This window comes from Pseudomonas sp. NBRC 111119, from assembly GCF_001320125.1.
Lineage (GTDB): Bacteria > Pseudomonadota > Gammaproteobacteria > Pseudomonadales > Pseudomonadaceae > Aquipseudomonas > Aquipseudomonas parafulva.
Map to the genome: position 1 here is coordinate 37,547 of NZ_BCAV01000023.1, position 20,323 is coordinate 57,869.

The 20,323-nt window shown below is 63.7% G+C and carries 19 protein-coding genes; 15 read left to right on the top strand and 4 right to left on the bottom strand.

From position 1 onward, the window contains the following. Positions 1-9: 9 nt before the first annotated feature. From pstB to nahK, 6 genes are all read left to right on the top strand, one after another. Positions 10-771, top strand: coding sequence for a phosphate ABC transporter ATP-binding protein PstB (gene pstB / locus APH25_RS10360; protein ID WP_042141089.1), 762 nt, complete (start codon positions 10-12; stop codon positions 769-771). A 93-nt stretch (positions 772-864) separates the two neighbouring features. After that, on the top strand, positions 865-1,557 hold the full coding sequence (locus APH25_RS10365) for a hypothetical protein (protein WP_028634297.1): 693 nt from the start codon (positions 865-867) through the stop codon (positions 1,555-1,557). Then, positions 1,557-2,156: a hypothetical protein gene (locus tag APH25_RS10370; RefSeq protein WP_060481837.1), complete on the top strand. Its 600-nt coding sequence runs from the start codon at positions 1,557-1,559 to the stop codon at positions 2,154-2,156. The genes APH25_RS10365 and APH25_RS10370 overlap by 1 nt, the downstream gene beginning before the upstream one ends. A 262-nt stretch (positions 2,157-2,418) precedes the next feature. After that, positions 2,419-3,603, top strand: a complete 1,185-nt coding sequence (locus tag APH25_RS10375) for a porin (protein WP_060481838.1) — start codon at positions 2,419-2,421, stop codon at positions 3,601-3,603. 127 nt (positions 3,604-3,730) lie between these two features. Then, a complete protein-coding gene (gene nosP / locus APH25_RS10380) occupies positions 3,731-4,894 on the top strand; it encodes a nitric oxide-sensing protein NosP (protein ID WP_060481839.1) in 1,164 nt (387 codons plus the stop codon). Then, positions 4,824-7,472 carry a hybrid sensor histidine kinase/response regulator NahK/ErcS' gene (nahK, locus tag APH25_RS10385; protein WP_082428258.1) on the top strand — a complete coding sequence of 883 codons (2,649 nt, stop codon included), beginning with the start codon at positions 4,824-4,826 and terminating at the stop codon, positions 7,470-7,472. The genes nosP and nahK overlap by 71 nt, the downstream gene beginning before the upstream one ends. On the opposite strand, the gene APH25_RS10390 is transcribed toward nahK, so the two are convergent. After that, positions 7,469-8,134, bottom strand: coding sequence for a response regulator transcription factor (locus APH25_RS10390; RefSeq protein WP_028634292.1), 666 nt, complete (start codon positions 8,132-8,134; stop codon positions 7,469-7,471). The genes nahK and APH25_RS10390 overlap by 4 nt on opposite strands. 58 nt (positions 8,135-8,192) lie before the next feature. Continuing rightward, a complete protein-coding gene (locus APH25_RS10395; protein ID WP_060481841.1) occupies positions 8,193-8,753 on the bottom strand; it encodes a PQQ-dependent catabolism-associated CXXCW motif protein in 561 nt (186 codons plus the stop codon). Between the two features lie 150 nt (positions 8,754-8,903). On the opposite strand from APH25_RS10395, the gene APH25_RS10400 reads away from it, so the two are divergent. Continuing rightward, positions 8,904-9,542: a response regulator transcription factor gene (locus APH25_RS10400; RefSeq protein WP_028634290.1), complete on the top strand. Its 639-nt coding sequence runs from the start codon at positions 8,904-8,906 to the stop codon at positions 9,540-9,542. 6 nt (positions 9,543-9,548) lie between these two features. Here the strand turns inward: APH25_RS10400 and APH25_RS10405 are convergent, their stop codons facing one another. Continuing rightward, positions 9,549-10,208, bottom strand: coding sequence for a pentapeptide repeat-containing protein (locus tag APH25_RS10405; protein ID WP_060481842.1), 660 nt, complete (start codon positions 10,206-10,208; stop codon positions 9,549-9,551). A 61-nt stretch (positions 10,209-10,269) separates the two neighbouring features. Continuing rightward, a complete protein-coding gene (gene exaA / locus APH25_RS10410; RefSeq protein ID WP_060481843.1) occupies positions 10,270-12,165 on the bottom strand; it encodes a quinoprotein ethanol dehydrogenase in 1,896 nt (631 codons plus the stop codon). Positions 12,166-12,417: 252 nt separating this feature from the next. On the opposite strand from exaA, the gene pedF reads away from it, so the two are divergent. The 8 genes from pedF (at position 12,418) to APH25_RS25470 (ending at position 20,321) form a co-directional block, all read left to right on the top strand. Then, positions 12,418-12,879 (top strand): cytochrome c-550 PedF, encoded by a 462-nt coding sequence (gene pedF, locus APH25_RS10415; RefSeq protein WP_028634287.1) that lies wholly within the window; start codon positions 12,418-12,420, stop codon positions 12,877-12,879. A 62-nt stretch (positions 12,880-12,941) separates the two neighbouring features. Further along, positions 12,942-13,652 carry a quinoprotein dehydrogenase-associated SoxYZ-like carrier gene (locus APH25_RS10420; protein ID WP_060481930.1) on the top strand — a complete coding sequence of 237 codons (711 nt, stop codon included), beginning with the start codon at positions 12,942-12,944 and terminating at the stop codon, positions 13,650-13,652. A 37-nt stretch (positions 13,653-13,689) separates the two neighbouring features. Then, positions 13,690-14,625: a quinoprotein relay system zinc metallohydrolase 1 gene (locus APH25_RS10425; RefSeq protein ID WP_060481844.1), complete on the top strand. Its 936-nt coding sequence runs from the start codon at positions 13,690-13,692 to the stop codon at positions 14,623-14,625. Positions 14,626-15,226: 601 nt separating this feature from the next. Beyond that, entirely contained in the window at positions 15,227-16,747 is a 1,521-nt protein-coding gene (locus APH25_RS10430; protein ID WP_060481845.1) for an aldehyde dehydrogenase family protein, read from the top strand. A 121-nt stretch (positions 16,748-16,868) separates the two neighbouring features. Next, complete coding sequence (gene pqqA / locus APH25_RS24920; protein ID WP_080667878.1) at positions 16,869-16,940, top strand: pyrroloquinoline quinone precursor peptide PqqA; 72 nt, start codon at positions 16,869-16,871, stop codon at positions 16,938-16,940. 135 nt (positions 16,941-17,075) lie between these two features. Further along, positions 17,076-18,239 (top strand): alcohol dehydrogenase-like regulatory protein ErcA, encoded by a 1,164-nt coding sequence (gene ercA, locus APH25_RS10435; RefSeq protein WP_060481846.1) that lies wholly within the window; start codon positions 17,076-17,078, stop codon positions 18,237-18,239. Next, a complete protein-coding gene (locus APH25_RS10440; protein WP_060481847.1) occupies positions 18,223-19,950 on the top strand; it encodes a NahK/ErcS family hybrid sensor histidine kinase/response regulator in 1,728 nt (575 codons plus the stop codon). The genes ercA and APH25_RS10440 overlap by 17 nt, the downstream gene beginning before the upstream one ends. Before the next feature lie 137 nt (positions 19,951-20,087). Then, positions 20,088-20,321, top strand: coding sequence for a hypothetical protein (locus APH25_RS25470; protein ID WP_154660085.1), 234 nt, complete (start codon positions 20,088-20,090; stop codon positions 20,319-20,321). Positions 20,322-20,323: the final 2 nt, after the last annotated feature.

Sequence of the window (20,323 nt, forward strand, 5' to 3'; positions counted from 1 at the left end):
CCTATCGTCATGGACTGCAAGCTGGACAAGATTTTCTACGGCAATTTCATGGCCGTGCGCGACAGCCACGTGCCTATCCGTAAAAACGAGATCACCGGTTTCATTGGCCCGTCCGGCTGCGGCAAAAGTACCGTGCTGCGCAGCCTCAACCGCATGAATGACCTGGTGAAGGGTTTCCGCTTCGAAGGCCACGTACACTTCCTGGGCCAGGATGTGTACGGCAAGGGTGTTGACCCGGTCGTGGTGCGCCGCTACATCGGCATGGTGTTCCAGCAGCCCAACCCGTTTTCCATGAGCATTTTCGACAACGTTGCCTTCGGCCTGCGCCTGAACCGCTACAAGGGTGATATCGGCGACCGCGTGAAACACGCCTTGCAAGGGGCCGCGCTGTGGGACGAGGTGAAAGACAAGCTCAAGGTCAGCGGCCTGTCGTTGTCCGGCGGCCAGCAGCAACGCCTGTGCATCGCCCGCGCCATTGCCACCGAGCCTGAAGTGCTGTTGCTCGACGAGCCTTGCTCGGCCCTGGACCCGATCGCCACGCGGCGGGTAGAAGAACTGATGGTGGAATTGAAGAAGGACTACACCATCGCTCTGGTCACCCACAACATGCAGCAGGCGATCCGCGTGGCGGATACCACCGCGTTCTTCTCGGTGGACATCACCCAGGGCACCCGTACCGGCTACCTGGTCGAGATGGGCCCGACAACCCAGATTTTCCAGAACCCGCGTGAGCAGCTCACTTCCGACTACATCAGCGGCAAGTTCAGCTGACGCTGATGCGCTTCAGGCAGCCGGGTGCAGGGGCCAGGAAGGCGCCTGCACCCGGCTGCATGTGTGTCACTAAAATGTAACCAGGGATAACCGATGGCAGCCATACCCCGACTTGATCTTTCAGCGATAGAGCGCGCACTGCGCGAGGTGCAGGGGCACTTTGCCGAACTCAGCCGGCACTTTACCGAACCCCGCGACCCGTTCACCGACGAGGTGCTGCTGAATGTGCTTGAAGGCTATGCGCTGATTGACGACTATGTCGCTCGCGGTATCGACCTGTTCGACCTGCAGCAGTTGAACCTGATGCTCGAAATCAATGCCACCGTGCTGTGCGGCAGCGACCCTGAGCGGCGCAAGGAATTCGCGCCGCACCTGGCCGCCACCGAGGCGCACTTTTTCAACAACGTCGAAGGCGGCATCAAGGACCTTTACAACTGGTACTGTTCCTACGGCAGCGACTCGATCTGGAAACGTGCAGCGGGCGTTTATGTGCGCATCCTCAGCAAGCCGCAGCTGTTCATCGAAGGTAACAACCGCACCGGTTCGCTGATCGTCAGTTACCTGCTGATGCGCGCAGGGTTACCACCATTCGTGCTGTCGCTGGACAACGCCGAGGGCTACTTCAACCCGTCCTCGGTCATTCGCAACTCCGCCAAGCATGGTGTGAAAGCTTTGTACGAATTGCCCAAGATCAAGAAAAAATACGCTGCCTTCCTTGAAGCTAAGGCACCTGCCCCTGGCAAGTTCTTCCTGCGTGGGGCGCATGCTCATGGGGGTAGCCGCTGATGGAGCGTATTTCAATGCTGCAGCGAGGCCAACGGGCCCTGGCGCGTACACTGCGCCGCCCACAGGTGCGTATTTCGTTCGACATCGACGACACGCTGGCCTGCCAGCCGGACCATGCGGCGGCAGAGGGCAGCCGCTTGCCCGCGTTTGTCCACCGCTGGTGGGGCGAGCCGCTGCGCAAGGGCACCCGCGCGCTCATCCGTGACTTGCGTCGGCAGGGCTGCAGCATCTGGATCTATACCTCGTCCGGCCGCACGCCGGCCTATATCCGCCGCTGGCTGATGCTGTATGGCATCCGCGTCGATGGCGTGGTCAACAGCGACCGACACCAGCAGGTGCTGGCTGACAAGGGCCTGACCCTGGCGCCGTCGAAGTTGCCGTCGGCGTTCGATATCGACCTGCATGTCGACGATTCCGAAGGCGTGCGCCTCGAAGGCGTAGACCATGGTTTCCGCGTGGTGGTGGTGTGCCCCAAGGACCGGCACTGGGCACAGAAGGTGCTGCAGGCAGCCGGCGAGGTGCAGGCGCAATTGGCCTGGCAGCAACCCCACAGGTTCCCAAGGCCGGTATCCCAGCGCCCCTCGGCCCTGGTCTCCTGACGCCAACGCTTGCCAGGCGGTGCTTGCCTGGTACTCCTCATGTATGTCCTTCCCGCGGCCTGCGCAAGTGCCAGGCCCTGCCTGCTACCCAGGCGTAGGCCTGAAGTGCCGAGACCTGGCTTAGCCCGGTCCCGGCACTGAATCATTGCGCCCGGCCAGGCTGCCCAAAGCCCAGGCCAATGCCCCCCAAAGCAGCGTACCCTGCGCCCATGCCGCTTCTGATAATCGCCTCCGACAACCCGTCCCCGTTCCGGAGCGCGCCATGTACAACAATAAGAACCCGCACCCCCGTCTGCTCGCAGCTGCCACGTTGAGCGTTGCAGCGCTGTGCCTGAGCGAGGCCGCCAGTGCCGAAATAATGCTGTATGACAAGGACCAGACCACGTTCTCGACCGATGGCTACATCAATGCCTTTTACGTCAACAGCAAGGTCGACCGTGAAGGCGAGCAGTTCGACCGCCGCCAGTCGCGGGTAAAGATGGGGTTTCTGCCCAACTACCTGGGCTTCAACATGGGCAAACAGGTGGATGACCTTAAACTCGGTGCACGCGCTTCGTTCTGGGTCAGCATCAATGACAGCGAAAGCAACGGCACCGATACCGCCATCGATGTCAGGCAGTTCTACGGCACCGTGGCCAACCCGGCGTGGGGTGAAGTGTTGATCGGCAAGGACTTCGGGCTGTTTGCCCGCTCCAACATTCTGCTGGACGAACTGCTTGCCGGCTACGGTCAGGTCAGCGATACGCTCGGGCTGGTGGACGGTGGCGGTGTCTCGTTCGGCAATATCGGCAGCGGCTACCCGTACCCGTTCCCAACCGCCCAGATCACCTACCGTACGCCGGTCATGCAGGGGCTGCGGGTAGCGGTGGGCATCATGGACCCGGTGGACACCAACGACAGCAGCCCAACCGGCAAGGCCTACCAGAAAAACCCGCGTACCGAGGCTGAAATCACTTACCAGTTCGACCTGGGCGGTGCGCAGGTCTACAGCTGGCTCAACGGCAGCTACCAGACCTCCGACAACACCGACGCCGACGTGAACGCCGTGACCTCCAAGGGGCTTGGCTATGGCGTACAGGCCAAGATGGGTGGCTTCTCTGTGACCGGTTCAGGGTTCCAGGCCAAAGGCATCAACCCGTTCTTCACCAACAATGCGGGGGAGCCGGTGCTGCGCAACGTCGACAGCGATGGCTACTTGTTGCAGGCGTCGTACAAGCTGGGCAAGAACCGCCTGGCGTTGTCCTACGGCAAGACCAAGGACGACGGCAATGGCGCGGTGGGCAGCGGCGCAGATTACCAAACCCGCGGCATTGCGTTGTTCCATGACATCAACGACAACCTCAAGCTGGTGGCCGAGTACAACCAGTTCTCTATCGATGGGCATGGCACCAGCGCCCAGAACGAAGACACCGACACCTTTGCCGTAGGTGCGGTACTCACCTGGTAAGCAGCCGGCCAAGCGCGGCAGCCGCAACTACAACCATCGAAGCCCCCACCCGCTACCCAAGTAGCATTCGTGCCCCGGCGCGGGCTTCGTACACTGACCGTTCAGCCAGCCCATGCCGGAGACCACGATGCAGCAGGCGCACAACGAGGGCGTGGTTAGCGCCATGTCCCAGGCCAGCGATGCCCGCCTGGCCGCCCAGGAACTGGCGCGTCAACTGCTGCATCCGCACCTGGGGTTCGTGCTGTTTTTCTGCACGGCCGAGTACGACCTGCCGACGCTGGCCGAAGCCCTGGAGCAGGGTTTCGGCGGCATTCGCCTGGTGGGCTGCACCAGCGCCGGTGAAATCACCCCGCAAGGCTATGGGCGCAATTGCGTCACGGCGGTCGGTTTTGACCACCGCCACTTCTCGATCGCCGCAGAGTTGATCGACGAAATGGAGCGCTTCAGCCTGATCGACGCCCAGCAGACGGTCGAGCGGCTGGTGAGTTGCTGTCGCAGTAACACCCTGGCGCCTATCAAAGGCCACAGTTTTGCGCTGACCTTGCTCGATGGGCTGTCCAGCCGTGAAGAGACGGTGCTGGCAGCCTTCAGCGCAGCCTTGGGTGACATCCCGCATTTTGGCGGGTCGGCCGGGGACGACAACTACCTGACCCGTACCCACGTGTACTACGCCGGGGCATTTCACACGGGGGCAGCCGTAGTGGTGCTGGTCAACACCTGGCTAGATTTCGAGGTGTTCACCACCCACCACATCCTGCCCCGGCAGGACAAACTGGTGGTTACCGGCGCTGACAGCACCCAGCGCAGGGTCTACGAGCTGAACGCCGAGCCTGCCGCCGAGGAATATGCCCGGCTGATCGGTGTGCCGGTGGCGGCGCTGGACCACCGTGTATTCGCCGCCCACCCCTTGGCCGTGCGCATGCACGACCAGCATTACGTACGGGCCATCCAGCAGGTGCACGCCGACCTGAGCCTGAGCTTCTACTGCGCTGTGGAAACCGGCATCGTGCTGACCGCCATGACCCCAGGCCCGCTGTTGCCGAACCTGCATCAGCTGTTCGAAGGCTTGCAGCAGCGCCTGGGCCCGCTGTTGCTGACCATTGGTTGCGACTGTTTTCTGCGCCGCCTGGAGCTCGAGGGCCAGCGCGGCCTGGAGCCGGTCGGGGCGTTTCTGCGCGAGCAACGGGTGATCGGCTTCAACACCTACGGAGAACAGTTCAATGGCATGCACATCAACCAGACCTTCACCGGCGTTGCCATTGCCCGCAATCACCCCCCCATCGGTCGATGAGCTGCACGCCGAAATCGCTCGGCTGCAGCATGAAAACCACAAGCTGCAACGCATCAATGGTGCGCTGATCGAGCGCATCGAAACCGGTGCCACGCGGGGCAACGGCCCGTATGCGGCGTTCCAGCATTCGGTGGTGCTGGCCGAACAGGTGCGCGAGCGTACCGACGCCCTCAACCAGGCCATGGCGGAGCTCAAGGCGGGCAACCAGTTGCTCAGCGAGGCCCGTTTGCGCGCCGAAACGGCTCATCAGCACCTGGTCGATGCCATCGAAAGCATCTCGGACGCCTTCGTGCTGTTCGATCACAACCTGCGCATGGTGCTGTGCAACAGCCGCTTCAAGGCATTCTGGGCCAACCGACGGGTGCGCATCATGGCCGGCATGCGGCTGGCCGAAGTCAGGCGGTTGATGGCCGGCAGCGGGTTGTTCAGTGAAGAGCCGCGCGGCCATGCTGAAGAAAACGTGCTGTACCGGCAACACAACGGGCGCTGGTTGCAGGTGAGCGAGCGGCCTACCTGCGACGGTGGACGGGTGATCCTGTTCACCGATATCACCGAGGTCAAGCAGAGCGAGACCCTGCGCCGCGAGCAGGCGTTGGCGCAGAAGTCGCACCTGCTGCAACGGGCGGTGGACAACCTGTCCCAGGGCGTGGCCATGGTCAATGCCGAGGGCGTGCTGGAGCTGTGGAACCGGCGTTTTCTGGAGCTTAGCGGCCTGGCACCAGTGGCTGCACACCGCCCCTTCGCCGACGTGATCGCCGACAGCGAGCTGCGGCTGCTTACCCCCGACAGCCGTGATGCGCACGGGCGCGTGCTGCACGAGTGCGAACAACGCCTGTTCGGCGGCCGCATGCTGGAGATCCGCACCCACCCGTTACCCACCGGCGGGTTCGTCAATACCTTCACCGACATCACCGAGCGTTACCAGCATGCGGAGGCGTTGAGTGAAAGCGCCCGCTGGATCCGGTTGATCACCGACCATGTGCCGGCCCTTATCGCTTACCTCAACGCTGACCTGGTCTACGAGTTCACCAACAAGGTGTACGAGCAATGGTACTGCTGGCCCAGTGGCCTGATGTTGGGCCAGAGCCTGCGCGAAGCCCACAGCGAGCAACACTGTCAGCGCCTGGAGGCCTATGTGGCACGGGCCCTGGCTGGTGAGAGCGTCACGTTCGAGTTCGCCGAAACCAACACCAGCGGTCAGGAGCGCTACATGTTGCGCTCCTATGTGCCCAACCGTCTGGCGGGGGGGGAGGTGGTGGGTATTTTTGTGCTGATCCGCGACATCACCGAGCGGCGCAATACCTCGCAGGCATTGCACCAGGCCTACCAGCATCTGGAATTGCGCGTGCGCGAGCGCACCGCCGAACTGACCTCGCTCAACGGCCAGCTGCTGCGCGAAATCGACGAACGCCGCCGTGCCGAGGCGCGGCTGCAAGAAGCCAAGCGCGAGGCCGAGCAGGCCAACCTGTCGAAAACCAAGTTTCTGGCGGCTGTCAGCCACGACCTGCTGCAACCGCTCAATGCCGCACGGCTGTTCACCGCGGCCTTGCTCGAACGCCGCGACCCACAGGCCAGTGCGCACTTGGTGCGCAACGTCAGCAACTCGCTGGAGGACGTGGAGAACCTGCTGGGTACCCTGGTAGACATTTCCAAGCTCGACGCCGGGGTGATCAAGGCCGATATCGCGCCCTTCGCCCTGGCCGAACTGATGGACAACCTGGCCGCCGAATACGCCCAGGTGGCGCGCAGTGTAGGCCTGGCGCTGCACTTTGTGGGCTGCTCGGCGGTGGTGCGCAGCGATATCCTGCTACTGGCGCGGGTGCTGCGCAACCTGCTCAGCAATGCCATCCGCTACACCCCGACGGGCCGGGTGGTGCTGGGTTGCCGTCGCTTGCGCGACCGGGTGCGCATCGAGGTATGGGACAGCGGTATCGGGATCGCCGAAGAGCACCTGGAGGAGATGTTCCAGGAGTTCAAGCGCGGGGCCGTGCAGCGGCCCGACCAGGACCGCGGCCTGGGGCTGGGGCTGGCGATCGTGGAAAAGATCGCGGGCATCCTTGGCCACCGCATCGCGGTGCGGTCATGGCCTGGCAAAGGGTCGGTGTTCGCCGTGGAGGTGCCGTTGAGCGCTGCTGCACCCAAAGCTCCGCTGGCCCAGGCCGTGTGCGAGCCGATGCTTGAATGCCTGCGTGGCGCCCAGGTCTGGGTGCTGGACAACGACGCCGCCATCTGTGCCGGCATGCGCACGTTACTGGAGGGCTGGGGGTGCCGGGTGGTTACCGCGCTCTCGGAGCAAGACCTGGCCCGCCAGGTGGACAACTTCCACGCCCATGCCGACTTGCTGATTGCCGATTACCACCTGGACAACGACTGCAACGGTGTGGATGCAGTGGCGCGCATCAATGGGCGCCGGGCACGGCCACTCCCAGCGTTGATGATCACGGCCAACTACAGCAATGAGCTCAAGCAGCAAGTACGCGAGCTGGGCCACACGCTGATGCACAAGCCGGTGCGGCCCATGAAGCTGAAAACTGCCATGACTCATTTACTGGCCATGCATCAGCCCCCGCGTGCCTAGCGGCGCAGGTAGTCGGTAAAGTCGATGTCCCCGGCACTGAGAATGGCCTGTACCCGGTTGTGCACGTTGAGCTTGCGCAAGATGGCCGAGACGTGGGCCTTTACCGTGGTCTCGGCAATATCCAGGGTGTAGGCGATCTGCTTGTTCGACTCGCCCTTGGTCATGCGTTCGAGCACCAGCAACTGCTTGCGAGTCAAGGCTTGCAGCATCTCAGGCGGGAAACTGGGGGCATCGCTCAGGCGCCGGCTGGTTGTGCTTTTTTGCGCACGAATGATGTCGGGGGGCAGGTACACGTTGCCGTTGAGGATCTGCTCGATGGCCTCGATCATCTGCCCGCGCGGGGAGGACTTGGTGATGAACCCTACCGCACCGTAGGTAATGGCCTGCAGCACGATCTGCTTGTCCTGCTCGGCGGATACGATCACCACCGGCGTGGTGGGCGCCTCGTTGCGCAAGGTGATCAGGCCGTTCAGGCCGTGCATGCCCGGCATGTTCAGGTCCAGCAGGATCAGGTCGAGGTCGTCATGCGCCTGGGTCAACGCCAGGGCGCTGTCCAGGTCGGCGGTTTCCATCACCTCGGTGCCCTGGAAACCGTCGCTGATGACGTTGTGGATGGCTTCTCTGAACAGCGGGTGATCGTCGGCGATCAAGATTTTGTACATGGTCTTTTCACCTTTTTGTTATTGGATGGCCCGGACACGCTCTGGCATGGCGGCAGTTTCAAGGGAACGGCACAGGTTGCGCGGGTTGCACGGGCAAATTGGCCTGCTGCCACGCATCCAGGCCGTCGCGGTACCAATAGAGCGTGCGGTACCCCAGCCCTGCAGCGCGTTTTACCGCGTTCCAGCTCAGCCAGCAATCGGACCGGCAATAGAACACCAGCGGTTGCTCAGCCTGGCCGGCGGTGGCCCGTTGCAGGTTGTGAGCGAAATAGGCCTGCCAGGCCGGCGTCAGCTGCCCATCACCCGTGTTGGCCAGCCACAGGCTGCCCGGCAGGTTGGCGTGGGGCTCGTCCTCGATGAAGCGGCCCTGGAGCCACTGGCGGCGGTAGACGTCGATCAGCACAGGGCGTGGCTCTTGGTTCAGCAAGTGCTGCAAGGTGGCGGTGTCGATGACTGTGCCGCCTGCAACTTCCTGGGGCGTAGGGCTGCGGTACAAGGTGGCGCGGTAGCCATCGGGCGTGAACAGCGCGGGCGTTTCGGCGTGGGCGCCGCCCGGCGAGAGGCATGACGCGGCGGCGGCCAGCAGGAGGCATGGCAGCCGGGGCAGGGCACGTGGCATGGTCAGATCCTTCTTGTTATAGCGCCATTACATGCCAGGGCTGCGCAATTGTGAATGCGACGATCAGACGGCCCGGGCAGTACCAAAGTAGTAGCCAACACCCGGCCGGGCGGCCCTACGATGGCAAAAAAGCCGCGCAGGAGTGTCGCCATGAATATCGTGCTGGTAGATGACCACGCTGTGGTCCGCCGTGGCTATGCCAGCCTGCTGCTCGCAGCGTTCCCCGCGCTGCAGGTGCGCGAAGCGGCCAATGGTGAAGAGGCGCTGGCCCGGGTGCATGAGCAGGTGCCCAACCTGGTCATCATGGACTTTGGCCTGCCGGGCATCAGCGGCCTGGAAACCCTGCGCCGCCTGCGCCAACGCCTGCCTCAGTTGCGGGTGCTGTTTTTCAGCCTGCACGACGAACCCCTGATCGTGCGGCAAGTGCTGGATGCGGGCGCAATGGGTTATGTGACCAAGCAGGCCGACCCGCACGTACTGGTCGAGGCCGTGCAGCGGGTCATGGCCGGGCACGCCTACATCGAGCAGCCGCTGGCCACGCAACTGGCCTGCGCCTCCCAGCCAAGCGCCCAGGACCCACGGTTGCAGCGCATGACCCAACGGGAACTGGAGATCTTCATGATGCTGGCCAACGGCACGCCGACGCGGTCCATCGCAGGCCAGCTATGCATCAGCACCAAGACCGTTTCCAACCACCTCACATTGCTCAAGAGCAAACTGCAGGTCAGCTCCCATGCAGAACTGGTGCACCTGGGGATACAGCTGGGCGTGGTAAGGCTGGCCGGTTGACGGGGCTCAATGGTCCCAACTGTCGGGGCAGCCGCTGCAGCCTTCCATGTCGGCATCCTGGAAGTTGCCATAGTGCTGGCGGGCACCGGTGAGGTCGGCGCGGGCGAGGTTGCTTTGGCCGAGCTTGGCCTCCTGCAGGTTGGCATCGTTGAGGTGGGCACCCTGTAGGTCGGTTTTGCTCAACCAGGCCATTTCCAGGTCGGCGGCCTGCAGGTTGGCTTGCTGCATCTTGGCGCCGGTCAACCGCGCGAACTGCAGGTAGGCCGCGCTGAGGTCGGCTTTCTCGAACTGCGCGCCCTGGGCGAACAGGCCCCAGCCCTGCACGGCCATCAAGCGTGCGCCGCTGAGGTCGGCCAGGCGCAGGTTGCTCTGCTGCAGGCTGGCGCGGGTCAGGTTGGCGCCTTGCAGGCGGGCTTTTTCCAGGTTGGCGAGGTCCAGCCGGGTATGGCGCAGGTCGGCATCACGCAGGTCTGCACCGGCCAGGTTCATCTTGCGCATATCCTGGTTGGCCAGTTTGGCGCCGCGCAGGTTTGCACCGGGGCACTGGCTGGCTTCGGCGATCACGCAGCCGTTGATCACCAACGGTTCATCGCCACCGTCGTCGTCCGCCAGGGTGGCGAAAGCGGGGCTCAGGGCCAGCAGCAGGGCGAGTGGCAGGTAGTTCATGGTCGAGGTCTCCTGGCTTGTAGAGGCATGACGGGGGCAGGCAAGCCCGCCCCCGGCAGGGTCAACGCTGCGCGGTCTTGTTATCCCAACTCGGGATCTTGAACACCCAGAACGACCCACCTTGTGCCACGGGCTTGGTCAGCTCGGCCATGTCGCCACCCCACAGTGGCACCGCGCCGCCGTAGCCCACGGTAACGCCGATGTACTGCTCGCCATCCTGTTCCCAGGTGATGGGCGGCGAGACGATGCCGCTGCCGGTCTGGAATTTCCACAGCTCCTTGCCGGTCTTGGCGTCGAAGGCTTTGAAGAAGCCGTCGCCGGTGCCGGTGAACACCAGGTTGCCCTTGGTCGCCAGCACCCCAGCCCACAGCGGCAGGTGCTCCTTGTGTTCCCACACCAGCTTGCCAGTGGTGGGGTCCATGGCGCGCAGCGTGCCGACGTGGTCCTCATACATGCGCTTGATGCGGAAGCCCATGCCCAGGTAGGCCGAGCCCTTCTTGTAGTTCACTTCCTCGGTCCAGTATTCCTCTTTCCACTGGTTGCCGGGGATGTAGAACAGGCCGGTGTCCTGGCTGTAGGCCATGGGGTTCCAGTTCTTGCCACCCAGGAACGGTGGCGAAACCTCGACCGGCTTGCCTTTGGTTTCACCCGGCAGTGGTTTGGCAGGGCGCTGGCCGGGGTTTTCCACCGGGCGGCCGGTCTTTAGGTCGATATGGCTGGCCCAGGTGATGTTGTCGACGAAGGGGAAGGCGTTCTGCAGCTTGCCGTTGTTGCGGTCCACCACGTAGAAGAAACCGTTGCGGTCGGCGTGGCCGGTGGCCTTGACCACCTTGCCGTCCTTGTCCTTGTAGTCGAACAGCACCAGCTCGTTGTTGCCAGAGAAATCCCAGGCGTCGTTAGGGGTGTGCTGGTAGAACCATTTCACCTCGCCGGTGCTGGGGTCCACGCCCACTTGGCCAGAGGTGTAGAGGCTGTCGAAGTCGTGCGGGTTGCCGTCCTTGGAGGTTCGCGCCCAGGTATTCCAGGGGCCGGGGTTGCCAGCGCCGACGATGATGGTATTGGTCTCGGCATCGAAGCTCGCGCTTTGCCACGGTGCACCGCCGCCATGGCTCCAGGCTTCAACCTTGCCGGTCTCGGTGGTGGGGTCGTCGGGCCAGGAGGGCGCCTTGACGTCACCGGTCGGGGTGCTTTCCTTGCCGTTCAGGCGGCCCATGTGGCCTTCGACGAAGGGCCGCATCCACACCTCTTCGCCGGTTTCCGGGTCGCGGGCGAACAGCTGGCCCACCACCCCGAACTCATCCCCGGAACTGCCGTGGATCAGCAGCACCTTGCCGCTGGTCTTGTCCTTGATCAGCACCGGTGCGCCGGTCATGGTGTAGCCGGCGCTGTGGTCACCGAACTTCTTGTTCCAGACCACCTTGCCGGTGTTCTTGTTCAGCGCGATGACGCGGGCATCCAGCGTGCCGAAGTAGATCTTGTCGCCGTAGATGGCGGCGCCGCGGTTGACCACGTCACAGCACGGGCGGATGTTGTCTGGCAGGCGATGGTTGTAGGTCCACAGGCGCTTGCCGGTCTTGGCGTCGAGGGCGAACACCCGCGAATACGAACCGGTGACGTACACCACGCCGTCGCTGACGATGGCCTGGGACTCCTGGCCGCGCTGCTTTTCGTCGCCGAACGAGTACGACCAGGCCGGCGTCAGCTTGAACACGTTCTTGTCGTTCACCTGGGCCAGTGGGCTCCAGCGCTGGGCATTGGTGCCCATGCCGTACTGCAGCACATCGGTGGTGGTGAGGTGGTCGTTGGCGATGTCTTCCCAGGTCACGTTCTTGGTGGCAGGTGCCGCGGGTGGGGTGGCCGCCGTGGCCGCGGTCCCCATGGCCAGGCTCCCGGCCAGCAACAGGGCCCGCACGCTCAGGGCCAGGGGGGAAGGGGCGGGTAGCGATCTTGTTGTCATGGTTGCAATTCCCTGTGGAGTTTTGGCCAGCACAGGGTGGTCCGGCGTGAGGCCTGGGCATAGGGAGAAAGTCCCGGTGAACACGGGAAAACTTCCCATTGCCCACCTCTTTTGGCCCTTCGCCACAAGCCCTACTACCAACGGACGAGGCCGCGGCCACCAAAGCAGCATTCGGGCCTTGCGGGGCGGTTTTTAGTATGGCGGCACGGCCTCTGTGGTTGAGGCTTTGCGTGCAACCGTGAGGGCATAACAATGAAAACCAAACGCAACGTCGTGCTTGCTTCAGGCCTGTTGGTCGGCGCGCTGGTGGCCGGAACGGCCTGGGCCCATGGCAATGTGGTGCCCGAGGCCGTGGAGACCAAGGGCCTGACCCCGGTGAAGGATACCGGCGCCGCCCTCGACGATAACGGCTGGGCCATGGCCAACCCTTACCGCACCTCCCCCGAGCACGACAGGGCGGTGGAGATCGGCGCTTCTGCCTACAACCAGAATTGCGCGGCCTGCCATGGCCTGGAGGCGAAATCCGGTGGCATCGCCCCGGACCTGCGCATGCTCGACGCCGGTGATGCCGGGGACGAATGGTTTGTGGAGCGCGTGCGCAACGGCGCCGTGCGCGATGGCCGGGTGTACATGCCAAAAATGGCTGACTACCTGAGCCAGGAAGCCCTGTGGGCCGTGCGTACCTACCTCGACAGCGTTCACGTCGAGGAGTGACGGCCGTGCGCCTGGTCGGGCTGCTGTCCACACTGCTGCTGTGCTGGCTGACGAGCCCCGCCATGGCGGGCGACAGCCGCGGCAACGCCGACCCGGTGCCTTCGGTGATGTGGGCCTTTTACCACAAGCAACTGCTGGGGCAGGGCGCGTTTGTCTTCGATGAGCGGGTCAAGCTGCTGGCGCCGCCGTTTGCCGAAGATGCCCGCCAGGTGCCGCTGGAAATCGACGCCCGGGCGCTGGGTGCGGAGGTGGTGCGGATCATCGCCTGGGCCGAGCTCAACCCCTTGCCCCGCATCGTCGACTTCGAACCCGGCCCGGGCGTGCTGCCGTGGCTGTCCATCCGTATCCGCATCGAGCAGGCAACGCCGTTACGTGCGGCGGTACTCACCCGCGACGGTACCTGGCATGTGGGCTCGACCCTGATCGACGCCGCCGGCGGCGGCTGTACAGCGCCCAGCGTGGTGCGCACGCAACCCGGCTGGGAGGAGCACCTGGGTGAAGTGCTGGGCGGGCGTTACCCGCGTGGGGCCGGCGACCGTCTGCGGGTGCAGGTGGCGCACCCGATGGACAACGGGCTGGTCAGTGGCATCCCTGAATTCTTCATCGACCATGCCGAGTTGCAGGGCGCCGAGGGCCAGGTTCTTGCCACGCTGGCGCTGTACCCGGCGGTGAGCGAGAACCCCAACCTGGGCTTTGATCTGCAGGGTCACGGGCCGACCCGGTTGATATTGCAGGACAACAGCGGCAACCGCTTCGAGGCCGCCGTGCCGTGATGCCGTGCCTGGCTTGTGACTAACGGGGGAAGCCGTCATGCGTTGGATGCTGTTGCTGCTGGTGGGCCTGGGCTTGCCCGCCCTGGCCGATTTGCAATACCGGCTGGCACCCCGGCAAATCGCCCAGGGCACCTGGTTGCTGGAGGGCAGTACCGACAATTTTGCCAAGGACAATGGCGGCAACGTGGTGAACACGGCCTTCATCGTCACTGACAACGGCGTTGTGGTCATCGACACCGGGCCCTCGAAGCGTTATGGCGAGGCGCTGCGCCAGGCCATTGCCAGCATTACCGACAAACCTGTGGTCGAGGTGTTGCTGACCCATCATCACCCCGACCATGTGCTGGGCAATCAGGCCTTTGCCGACGTGCCCATCAGGGCCTTGGTGGGCACCACTGAACTGCTGCGCCAGCAGGGCGATGCCATGGCCGAGAACATGTATCGGCTGGTCGGGGACTGGATGCGCGGCACCGAAGTGGTGCTGCCGACACACGTGCTGGAACCGGGGCTGCACACGGTGGGGGGGCACCGTTTGCGCCTACTGGGGCTGGCAGGCCACACCGGTGCCGACCTGGCGATTTTCGATGAAACCACCGGTGTGTTGTTTGCCGGTGACCTAGTGTTTTATCAACGCGCCTTGACCACACCCAACAGCCCCGGGCTGGACACCTGGCTGCACGACCTGGACATCTTGCAGGCGCTGCCCTGGAAGCAATTGGTTCCGGGCCATGGGCCGCTGGCCAGCGATCCGCAGCCCTTGGAGCAGATGCGTGATTACCTGGGCTGGCTTGATGGGCTGATGCGCGAGGGTGCTGCGCGTGGGGATGACATGACCGAGGTGATCCGCACCCCGATCCCTGAACGGTTCGCCGGCATCCGCCTGGCCCGGTACGAGCTGATCCGCAGTGTCAGCCACCTGTACCCCCTGTATGAACGGCGGGCACTGAAGCGTGTGGATATCAAACCCGATTAAGCGGGTATCGGTGCCTCTTTGAAGGCAGCTGTTTTGCATAAAATCTGGAAGTTGGCGCAACCCACACTGAGGGAGCAACTGTCTTCTATAAGATTTCAAAACTGGCGCAATCACTGTGGGAGCGGGTTTACCCGCGAACACCGGCGAAGCCGGTGCCATGCACGGCGCTGCCTGCTTCGCGGGTGAACCCGCTCCCACAGGATGGGGGTTCACCCGCAAGGGCGCCTGATCAGGCGGAAGCGCCCAACTGGCCTTGGCGACGCAGCGGGGCTGCGGGGCATTGGCGGCTGAAGGACCGGACAAAGAAGGTCACCCACGAGACAGACAGCAGAATCAGGCTCCCACACTACATAGTCAGAAAAATTGCGCAATCCTTGTGTGTGAAACTGTCTTGCATAAGGTCTCAAAGCTGGCGCAATCACTGTGGGAACTATTGTCTTCCACAGGTTCTAGGGTTGCCTGTGATTGGAACCCGCCACGCGCGCCTACGACCAAATGACGAGCTGCCCCCTGCCAACGATGCATTCGCCCCTCTGCGCGGGCTTCATACCATCGCTGCATCGCCTGTCGCTGGACAGGCATCGACCCGCAGAGGCTCAGCATGATCTACGCACAACCCGGAACCCCAGGCGCCGTCGTGTCCTTCAAGCCACGCTATGGCAACTTCATCAACGGCGAGTTCGTTGCGCCGGTGGCTGGGCAGTACTTCACCAACAGCTCGCCCGTCAACGGCCAGCCCATTGCCGAATTCCCGCGCTCCACGGCCGCAGATGTGGACAAGGCCCTGGACGCTGCCCACGCTGCAGCCGACGCGTGGGGGAAAACCTCGGTGCAGGACCGCGCCCTGGTACTGCTCAAGATCGCCGACCGCATCGAGCAGAACCTGGAGCTGCTGGCGGTGACCGAGACCTGGGACAACGGCAAGGCTGTGCGCGAAACCCTCAATGCCGACGTGCCCTTGGCAGCAGATCATTTCCGCTACTTCGCCGGCTGCATCCGCGCTCAGGAAGGTGGAGCGGCCGAGATCAACGAAGGCACGGTCGCCTACCACTTCCATGAGCCCCTGGGCGTGGTGGGCCAGATCATCCCCTGGAATTTTCCGCTGCTGATGGCCGCCTGGAAGCTGGCTCCGGCGCTGGCTGCCGGCAACTGCGTGGTGCTCAAGCCGGCCGAGCAGACGCCGTTGTCGATTACCGTGTTCGCCGAGCTGATCGCCGACCTGCTGCCGGCAGGGGTGCTCAACATCGTGCAAGGCTTCGGCCGCGAGGCAGGGGAGGCGCTGGCCACCAGCAAGCGCATCGCCAAGATCGCCTTCACCGGCTCCACCCCGGTGGGTTCGCACATCATGAAGTGCGCTGCCGACAACATCATCCCCTCTACCGTGGAGCTGGGCGGCAAGTCACCCAATGTGTTCTTCGAAGACATCATGCAGGCCGAGCCTGCGTTCATCGAAAAAGCCGCAGAAGGCCTGGTACTGGCGTTCTTCAACCAGGGTGAGGTGTGCACCTGCCCCTCACGTGCGCTGATCCAGGAATCGATCTACGAACCCTTCATGGCCGAGGTCATGAAGAAGATCGCCAAGATCACCCGTGGCAACCCGCTGGACACCGACACCATGGTGGGCGCCCAGGCATCGGAGCAGCAGTACGACAAGATCCTCTCCTACCTGCAGATCGCCCAGGACGAGGGTGCGCAGTTGCTCACCGGTGGCAGCGCGGAGCGGCTGCAGGGGGACCTGGCAAGCGGCTACTACATCCAGCCGACCCTGCTCAAGGGCGATAACAAGATGCGCGTGTTCCAGGAGGAAATCTTCGGCCCGGTGGTGGGTGTAACCACCTTCAAGGACGAGGCCGAAGCCTTGGCCATTGCCAATGACAGCGAATTCGGCCTGGGCGCCGGTGTGTGGACCCGCGACATCAACCGCGCCTATCGCATGGGCCGGGGCATCAAGGCCGGGCGCGTGTGGACCAACTGCTACCACCTGTACCCGGCCCACGCTGCCTTTGGTGGCTACAAGAAGTCTGGCGTGGGGCGTGAAACCCACAAGATGATGCTCGACCACTACCAGCAGACCAAGAACCTGCTGGTGAGCTACGACATCAACCCGTTGGGCTTCTTCTGAAGTAGTGCCGCCGCCTGTCCCTGCCGGGGGAAAGTTCGTTCCAAAGTAGCATTTGGCCGTGACGCCCCCCGTGCATTAATGCCTTTACCGGAATCGCCCGGCACAAGAAGAGGACCTGCCCATGTGGACCCGACCCGCCTATACCGACTTGCGCATCGGCTTTGAAGTGACGATGTATTTCGCCAACCGTTGAGGCATCAGGCACCGGCCGCCACGACGGCGGCCGGCGCCGGCCACACGCCTGGTTGGCACTTTGGTCTGGTTGCTTTCGCTGGGGGATGCATTACGCTGGCGGCTACCTTCCAGAACAATAAGAACAGGCTTGCCCATGAGCCAGAGTTTCAGCCCGCTTCGCAAGTTCGTCTCGCCTGAAATCATCTTCGGTGCCGGTTGCCGGCACAACGTGGCCAATTACGCCAAAACCTTCGGCGCGCGCAAGGTACTGGTGGTCAGTGACCCCGGCGTGATCGCTGCCGGTTGGGTCGCGGACGTCGAGGCCAGCCTGCAGGCGCAGGGCATCGACTATTGCCTGTACAGCGCGGTATCGCCCAACCCCCGGGTTGAAGAGGTGATGCTCGGCGCCGACCTCTACCGCGAGCACCACTGCGATGTGATCGTTGCGGTGGGTGGCGGCAGCCCCATGGACTGCGGCAAGGCCATCGGCATCGTGGTCGCCCATGGCCGCAGCATTCTCGAGTTCGAAGGGGTGGACATGATCCGCGTGCCCAGCCCGCCGCTGATCCTCATCCCGACCACTGCCGGTACATCGGCGGATGTGTCGCAGTTCGTGATCATCTCCAACCAGCAGGAGCGCATGAAGTTCTCCATCGTCAGTAAGGCGGTGGTGCCCGATGTGTCGCTGATCGACCCGCAGACCACCTTGAGCATGGACCCCTTCCTGTCGGCCTGTACCGGCATCGACGCGCTGGTGCACGCCATCGAGGCGTTCGTTTCCACGGGGCACGGCCCGCTGACCGACCCCCATGCCCTGGAAGCCATGCGCCTGATCAATGGCAACCTGGTGGAGATGATCGCCAACCCCCGCGACATTGGCCTGCGCGAGAAAGTGATGCTGGGCAGCATGCAGGCGGGGCTGGCGTTTTCCAATGCCATCCTGGGTGCGGTGCACGCCATGTCACACAGCCTGGGCGGCTTTCTCGACCTGCCTCATGGGTTGTGCAATGCCGTGCTGGTCGAGCATGTGGTGGCATTCAACTACAGCTCGGCGCCGGAGCGGTTCAAGGTGATTGCCGAGGTGATGGGCATCGACTGCCGGGGCTTGAACCACCGGCAGATCTGCGCGCGCCTGGTGGAGCACCTGATCGCCCTCAAGCACGCCATGGGCTTCCATGAAACCCTGGGCCTGCACGGTGTGCGTACCAGCGACATACCGTTTTTGTCCCAGCATGCCATGGGCGACCCGTGCATTCTTACCAACCCCCGCGCGTCCAGCCAGCGCGACGTGGAGGTCGTGTATGGCGAGGCCCTCTGAGGAGCAGCAGCGGGCGCTGGCCGGGTTGCTGGGCCTGGGTGACCACTCGGCGCGCAAGAGCCATTACCCCGAGCTGGCCGCCCGGCTGGAGGAACTGGAGGCAGAGCGAAACCGCTACAAATGGCTGTTTGAAAACGCAGTTCATGGCATTTTCCAGGCCAGCCTGGAAGACGGCATGCGCGCCGCCAACCCGGCGCTTGCGCGCATGCTGGGGTATGACGACCCGCAGGCTGTGCTGTTCAGCCTGAAGGACCTCGCCGCCAACCTGTTCGTCGGCGGCGCTCAGGAGCTGCAGGCGATTACCGCCACGCTGGCCCGCGAACACAGCCTGCATGGCTACGAAACCCGCCTGCGGCGCCGGGACGGTAGCCCTGTCGATGTGCTGATGAACCTGCTGCTCAAGCCCGGCCAGCAAGCCTTGGTCGAGGGGTTCGTGGCCGATATCACCGAGCGCAAGCTGGCCCAGCAACACCTGCAGCAGCTCAATGACCAGCTTGAGCAGCGCGTAGCCGCCCGCACCGACGAGCTGCTGGAGGCCAACCGCAACCTGCAGCAGCAGATTGCCGAGCGCAAGCAGATTGCCCGGGCGCTGCGTGATGCCAGGGACGCTGCGCAAACCGCCAACCGCAGCAAGGACAAGTACCTGGCTGCCGCCAGCCATGACCTGCTGCAACCGCTGAATGCCGCCCGGCTGCTCATCTCGACCCTGCGCGAGCGGCAGCTGCCCCAAGCCGAGCAGGTGCTGGTGGAGCGTACCCACCAAGCCCTCGAAGGCGCCGAGGATTTGCTTACCGACCTGCTGGACATTTCCCGCCTGGACCAGGCGGCGGTGAAGCCGGACATTGCCGTGTATCACCTGCAGGCGCTGTTCGCGCCGCTGGTGTCGGAATTCCGCTCGGTGGCCGATGCAGCAGGCATCGCGTTGCGTGCCCGGTTCGGGCAGCATGCCGTCAGCACCGACCTGCGGCTGATGACCCGTATCTTGCGCAACTTGCTCAGCAACGCGTTCCGCTATACCGCCGAGGGCCGAGTATTGCTGGGGGCAAGGCGCCGTGGGCGGTACCTGCGGCTGGAAGTCTGGGACACCGGGCGGGGCATCGCCGAAGATCGCCTGGGGGCCATCTTCCTTGAGTTCAACCAGCTGGATGTGGGCCGCGCTGCCGACCGCAAGGGTGTGGGCCTGGGGTTGGCCATCGTCGAGCGCATCGCCAAGATCCTCGGCCATTCGGTACAGGTGCGCTCCTGGCCGGGGCGGGGCTCGGTGTTCAGCATCGAGGTGCCATTGGCCGATGCACTGCCAGTGGAGGTTCGCCCCTGCCAGGTGCTGCCGATGGCGGGGGACCCGCTGCCGGGGCGGCGCCTGCTGGTGCTGGATAATGAAGCGAGCATTCTGCAAAGCATGGGCGCGTTGCTGGGCCAATGGGGGTGCGAAGTGGTCACCGCCACCGACCAGCAGGCTGCCTTGCTGGCCTTGCAGGGCCAGTCGCCTGAGTTGATTCTGGCCGACTACCACCTTGACCATGGTGTGCTGGGCTGCGATGTGGCTTGCCGGCTGCGGGCGCATTTCGCCCAGCACATCCCTACGGTAGTCATCACGGCAGACCGCAGCGACCCATGCCGCCGGGCGCTGCAGGCGCTGGGCATGCCGATACTCAACAAACCGGTCAAGCCGGGCAAGTTACGGGCGGTGTTGAGCCAATTGCTGGCCTGACGCTATTTGGCTGACAACGTCAGGGCATTGTCAGGGAATTTTAAGGTTGGCATGGATATCTCATGTAATGCGGGCACGGCGCAGCCGGGTTGACCTTGCAGCTGCTCGCAGCTGAACAAGAACAATAGGGGGCTAACATGAGTTGTCTGATATGCGCGGGGCAGGCCGAGTCCATCGAGTGCAGCAGTGGCTGGGAGCAGCGCCAATGCGCGGTGTGCGGGTGTTACCGAATGTCCCAGGACCTGATACTGGCAATGATGGAAGAAGGGCAGATATTCGATACCGTGCGTATGCGCGAGTGGCTGATGGCCAACCGAAGCCTGGTGCCCGTGCCCTGCATCGATCATCCCCAGGCCATTCTGATGCCGTGATG

Coding starts and splice junctions, on each gene's coding strand:
- pstB (WP_042141089.1), top strand. CDS start 10: ATGGACTGCAAGCTGGACAAGATTTTCTACGGCAATTTCATGGCCGTG.
- APH25_RS10365 (WP_028634297.1), top strand. CDS start 865: ATGGCAGCCATACCCCGACTTGATCTTTCAGCGATAGAGCGCGCACTG.
- APH25_RS10370 (WP_060481837.1), top strand. CDS start 1,557: ATGGAGCGTATTTCAATGCTGCAGCGAGGCCAACGGGCCCTGGCGCGT.
- APH25_RS10375 (WP_060481838.1), top strand. CDS start 2,419: ATGTACAACAATAAGAACCCGCACCCCCGTCTGCTCGCAGCTGCCACG.
- nosP (WP_060481839.1), top strand. CDS start 3,731: ATGCAGCAGGCGCACAACGAGGGCGTGGTTAGCGCCATGTCCCAGGCC.
- nahK (WP_082428258.1), top strand. CDS start 4,824: ATGGCATGCACATCAACCAGACCTTCACCGGCGTTGCCATTGCCCGCA.
- APH25_RS10390 (WP_028634292.1), bottom strand. CDS start 8,134: ATGTACAAAATCTTGATCGCCGACGATCACCCGCTGTTCAGAGAAGCC.
- APH25_RS10395 (WP_060481841.1), bottom strand. CDS start 8,753: ATGCCACGTGCCCTGCCCCGGCTGCCATGCCTCCTGCTGGCCGCCGCC.
- APH25_RS10400 (WP_028634290.1), top strand. CDS start 8,904: ATGAATATCGTGCTGGTAGATGACCACGCTGTGGTCCGCCGTGGCTAT.
- APH25_RS10405 (WP_060481842.1), bottom strand. CDS start 10,208: ATGAACTACCTGCCACTCGCCCTGCTGCTGGCCCTGAGCCCCGCTTTC.
- exaA (WP_060481843.1), bottom strand. CDS start 12,165: ATGACAACAAGATCGCTACCCGCCCCTTCCCCCCTGGCCCTGAGCGTG.
- pedF (WP_028634287.1), top strand. CDS start 12,418: ATGAAAACCAAACGCAACGTCGTGCTTGCTTCAGGCCTGTTGGTCGGC.
- APH25_RS10420 (WP_060481930.1), top strand. CDS start 12,942: ATGGCGGGCGACAGCCGCGGCAACGCCGACCCGGTGCCTTCGGTGATG.
- APH25_RS10425 (WP_060481844.1), top strand. CDS start 13,690: ATGCGTTGGATGCTGTTGCTGCTGGTGGGCCTGGGCTTGCCCGCCCTG.
- APH25_RS10430 (WP_060481845.1), top strand. CDS start 15,227: ATGATCTACGCACAACCCGGAACCCCAGGCGCCGTCGTGTCCTTCAAG.
- ercA (WP_060481846.1), top strand. CDS start 17,076: ATGAGCCAGAGTTTCAGCCCGCTTCGCAAGTTCGTCTCGCCTGAAATC.
- APH25_RS10440 (WP_060481847.1), top strand. CDS start 18,223: ATGGCGAGGCCCTCTGAGGAGCAGCAGCGGGCGCTGGCCGGGTTGCTG.
- APH25_RS25470 (WP_154660085.1), top strand. CDS start 20,088: ATGAGTTGTCTGATATGCGCGGGGCAGGCCGAGTCCATCGAGTGCAGC.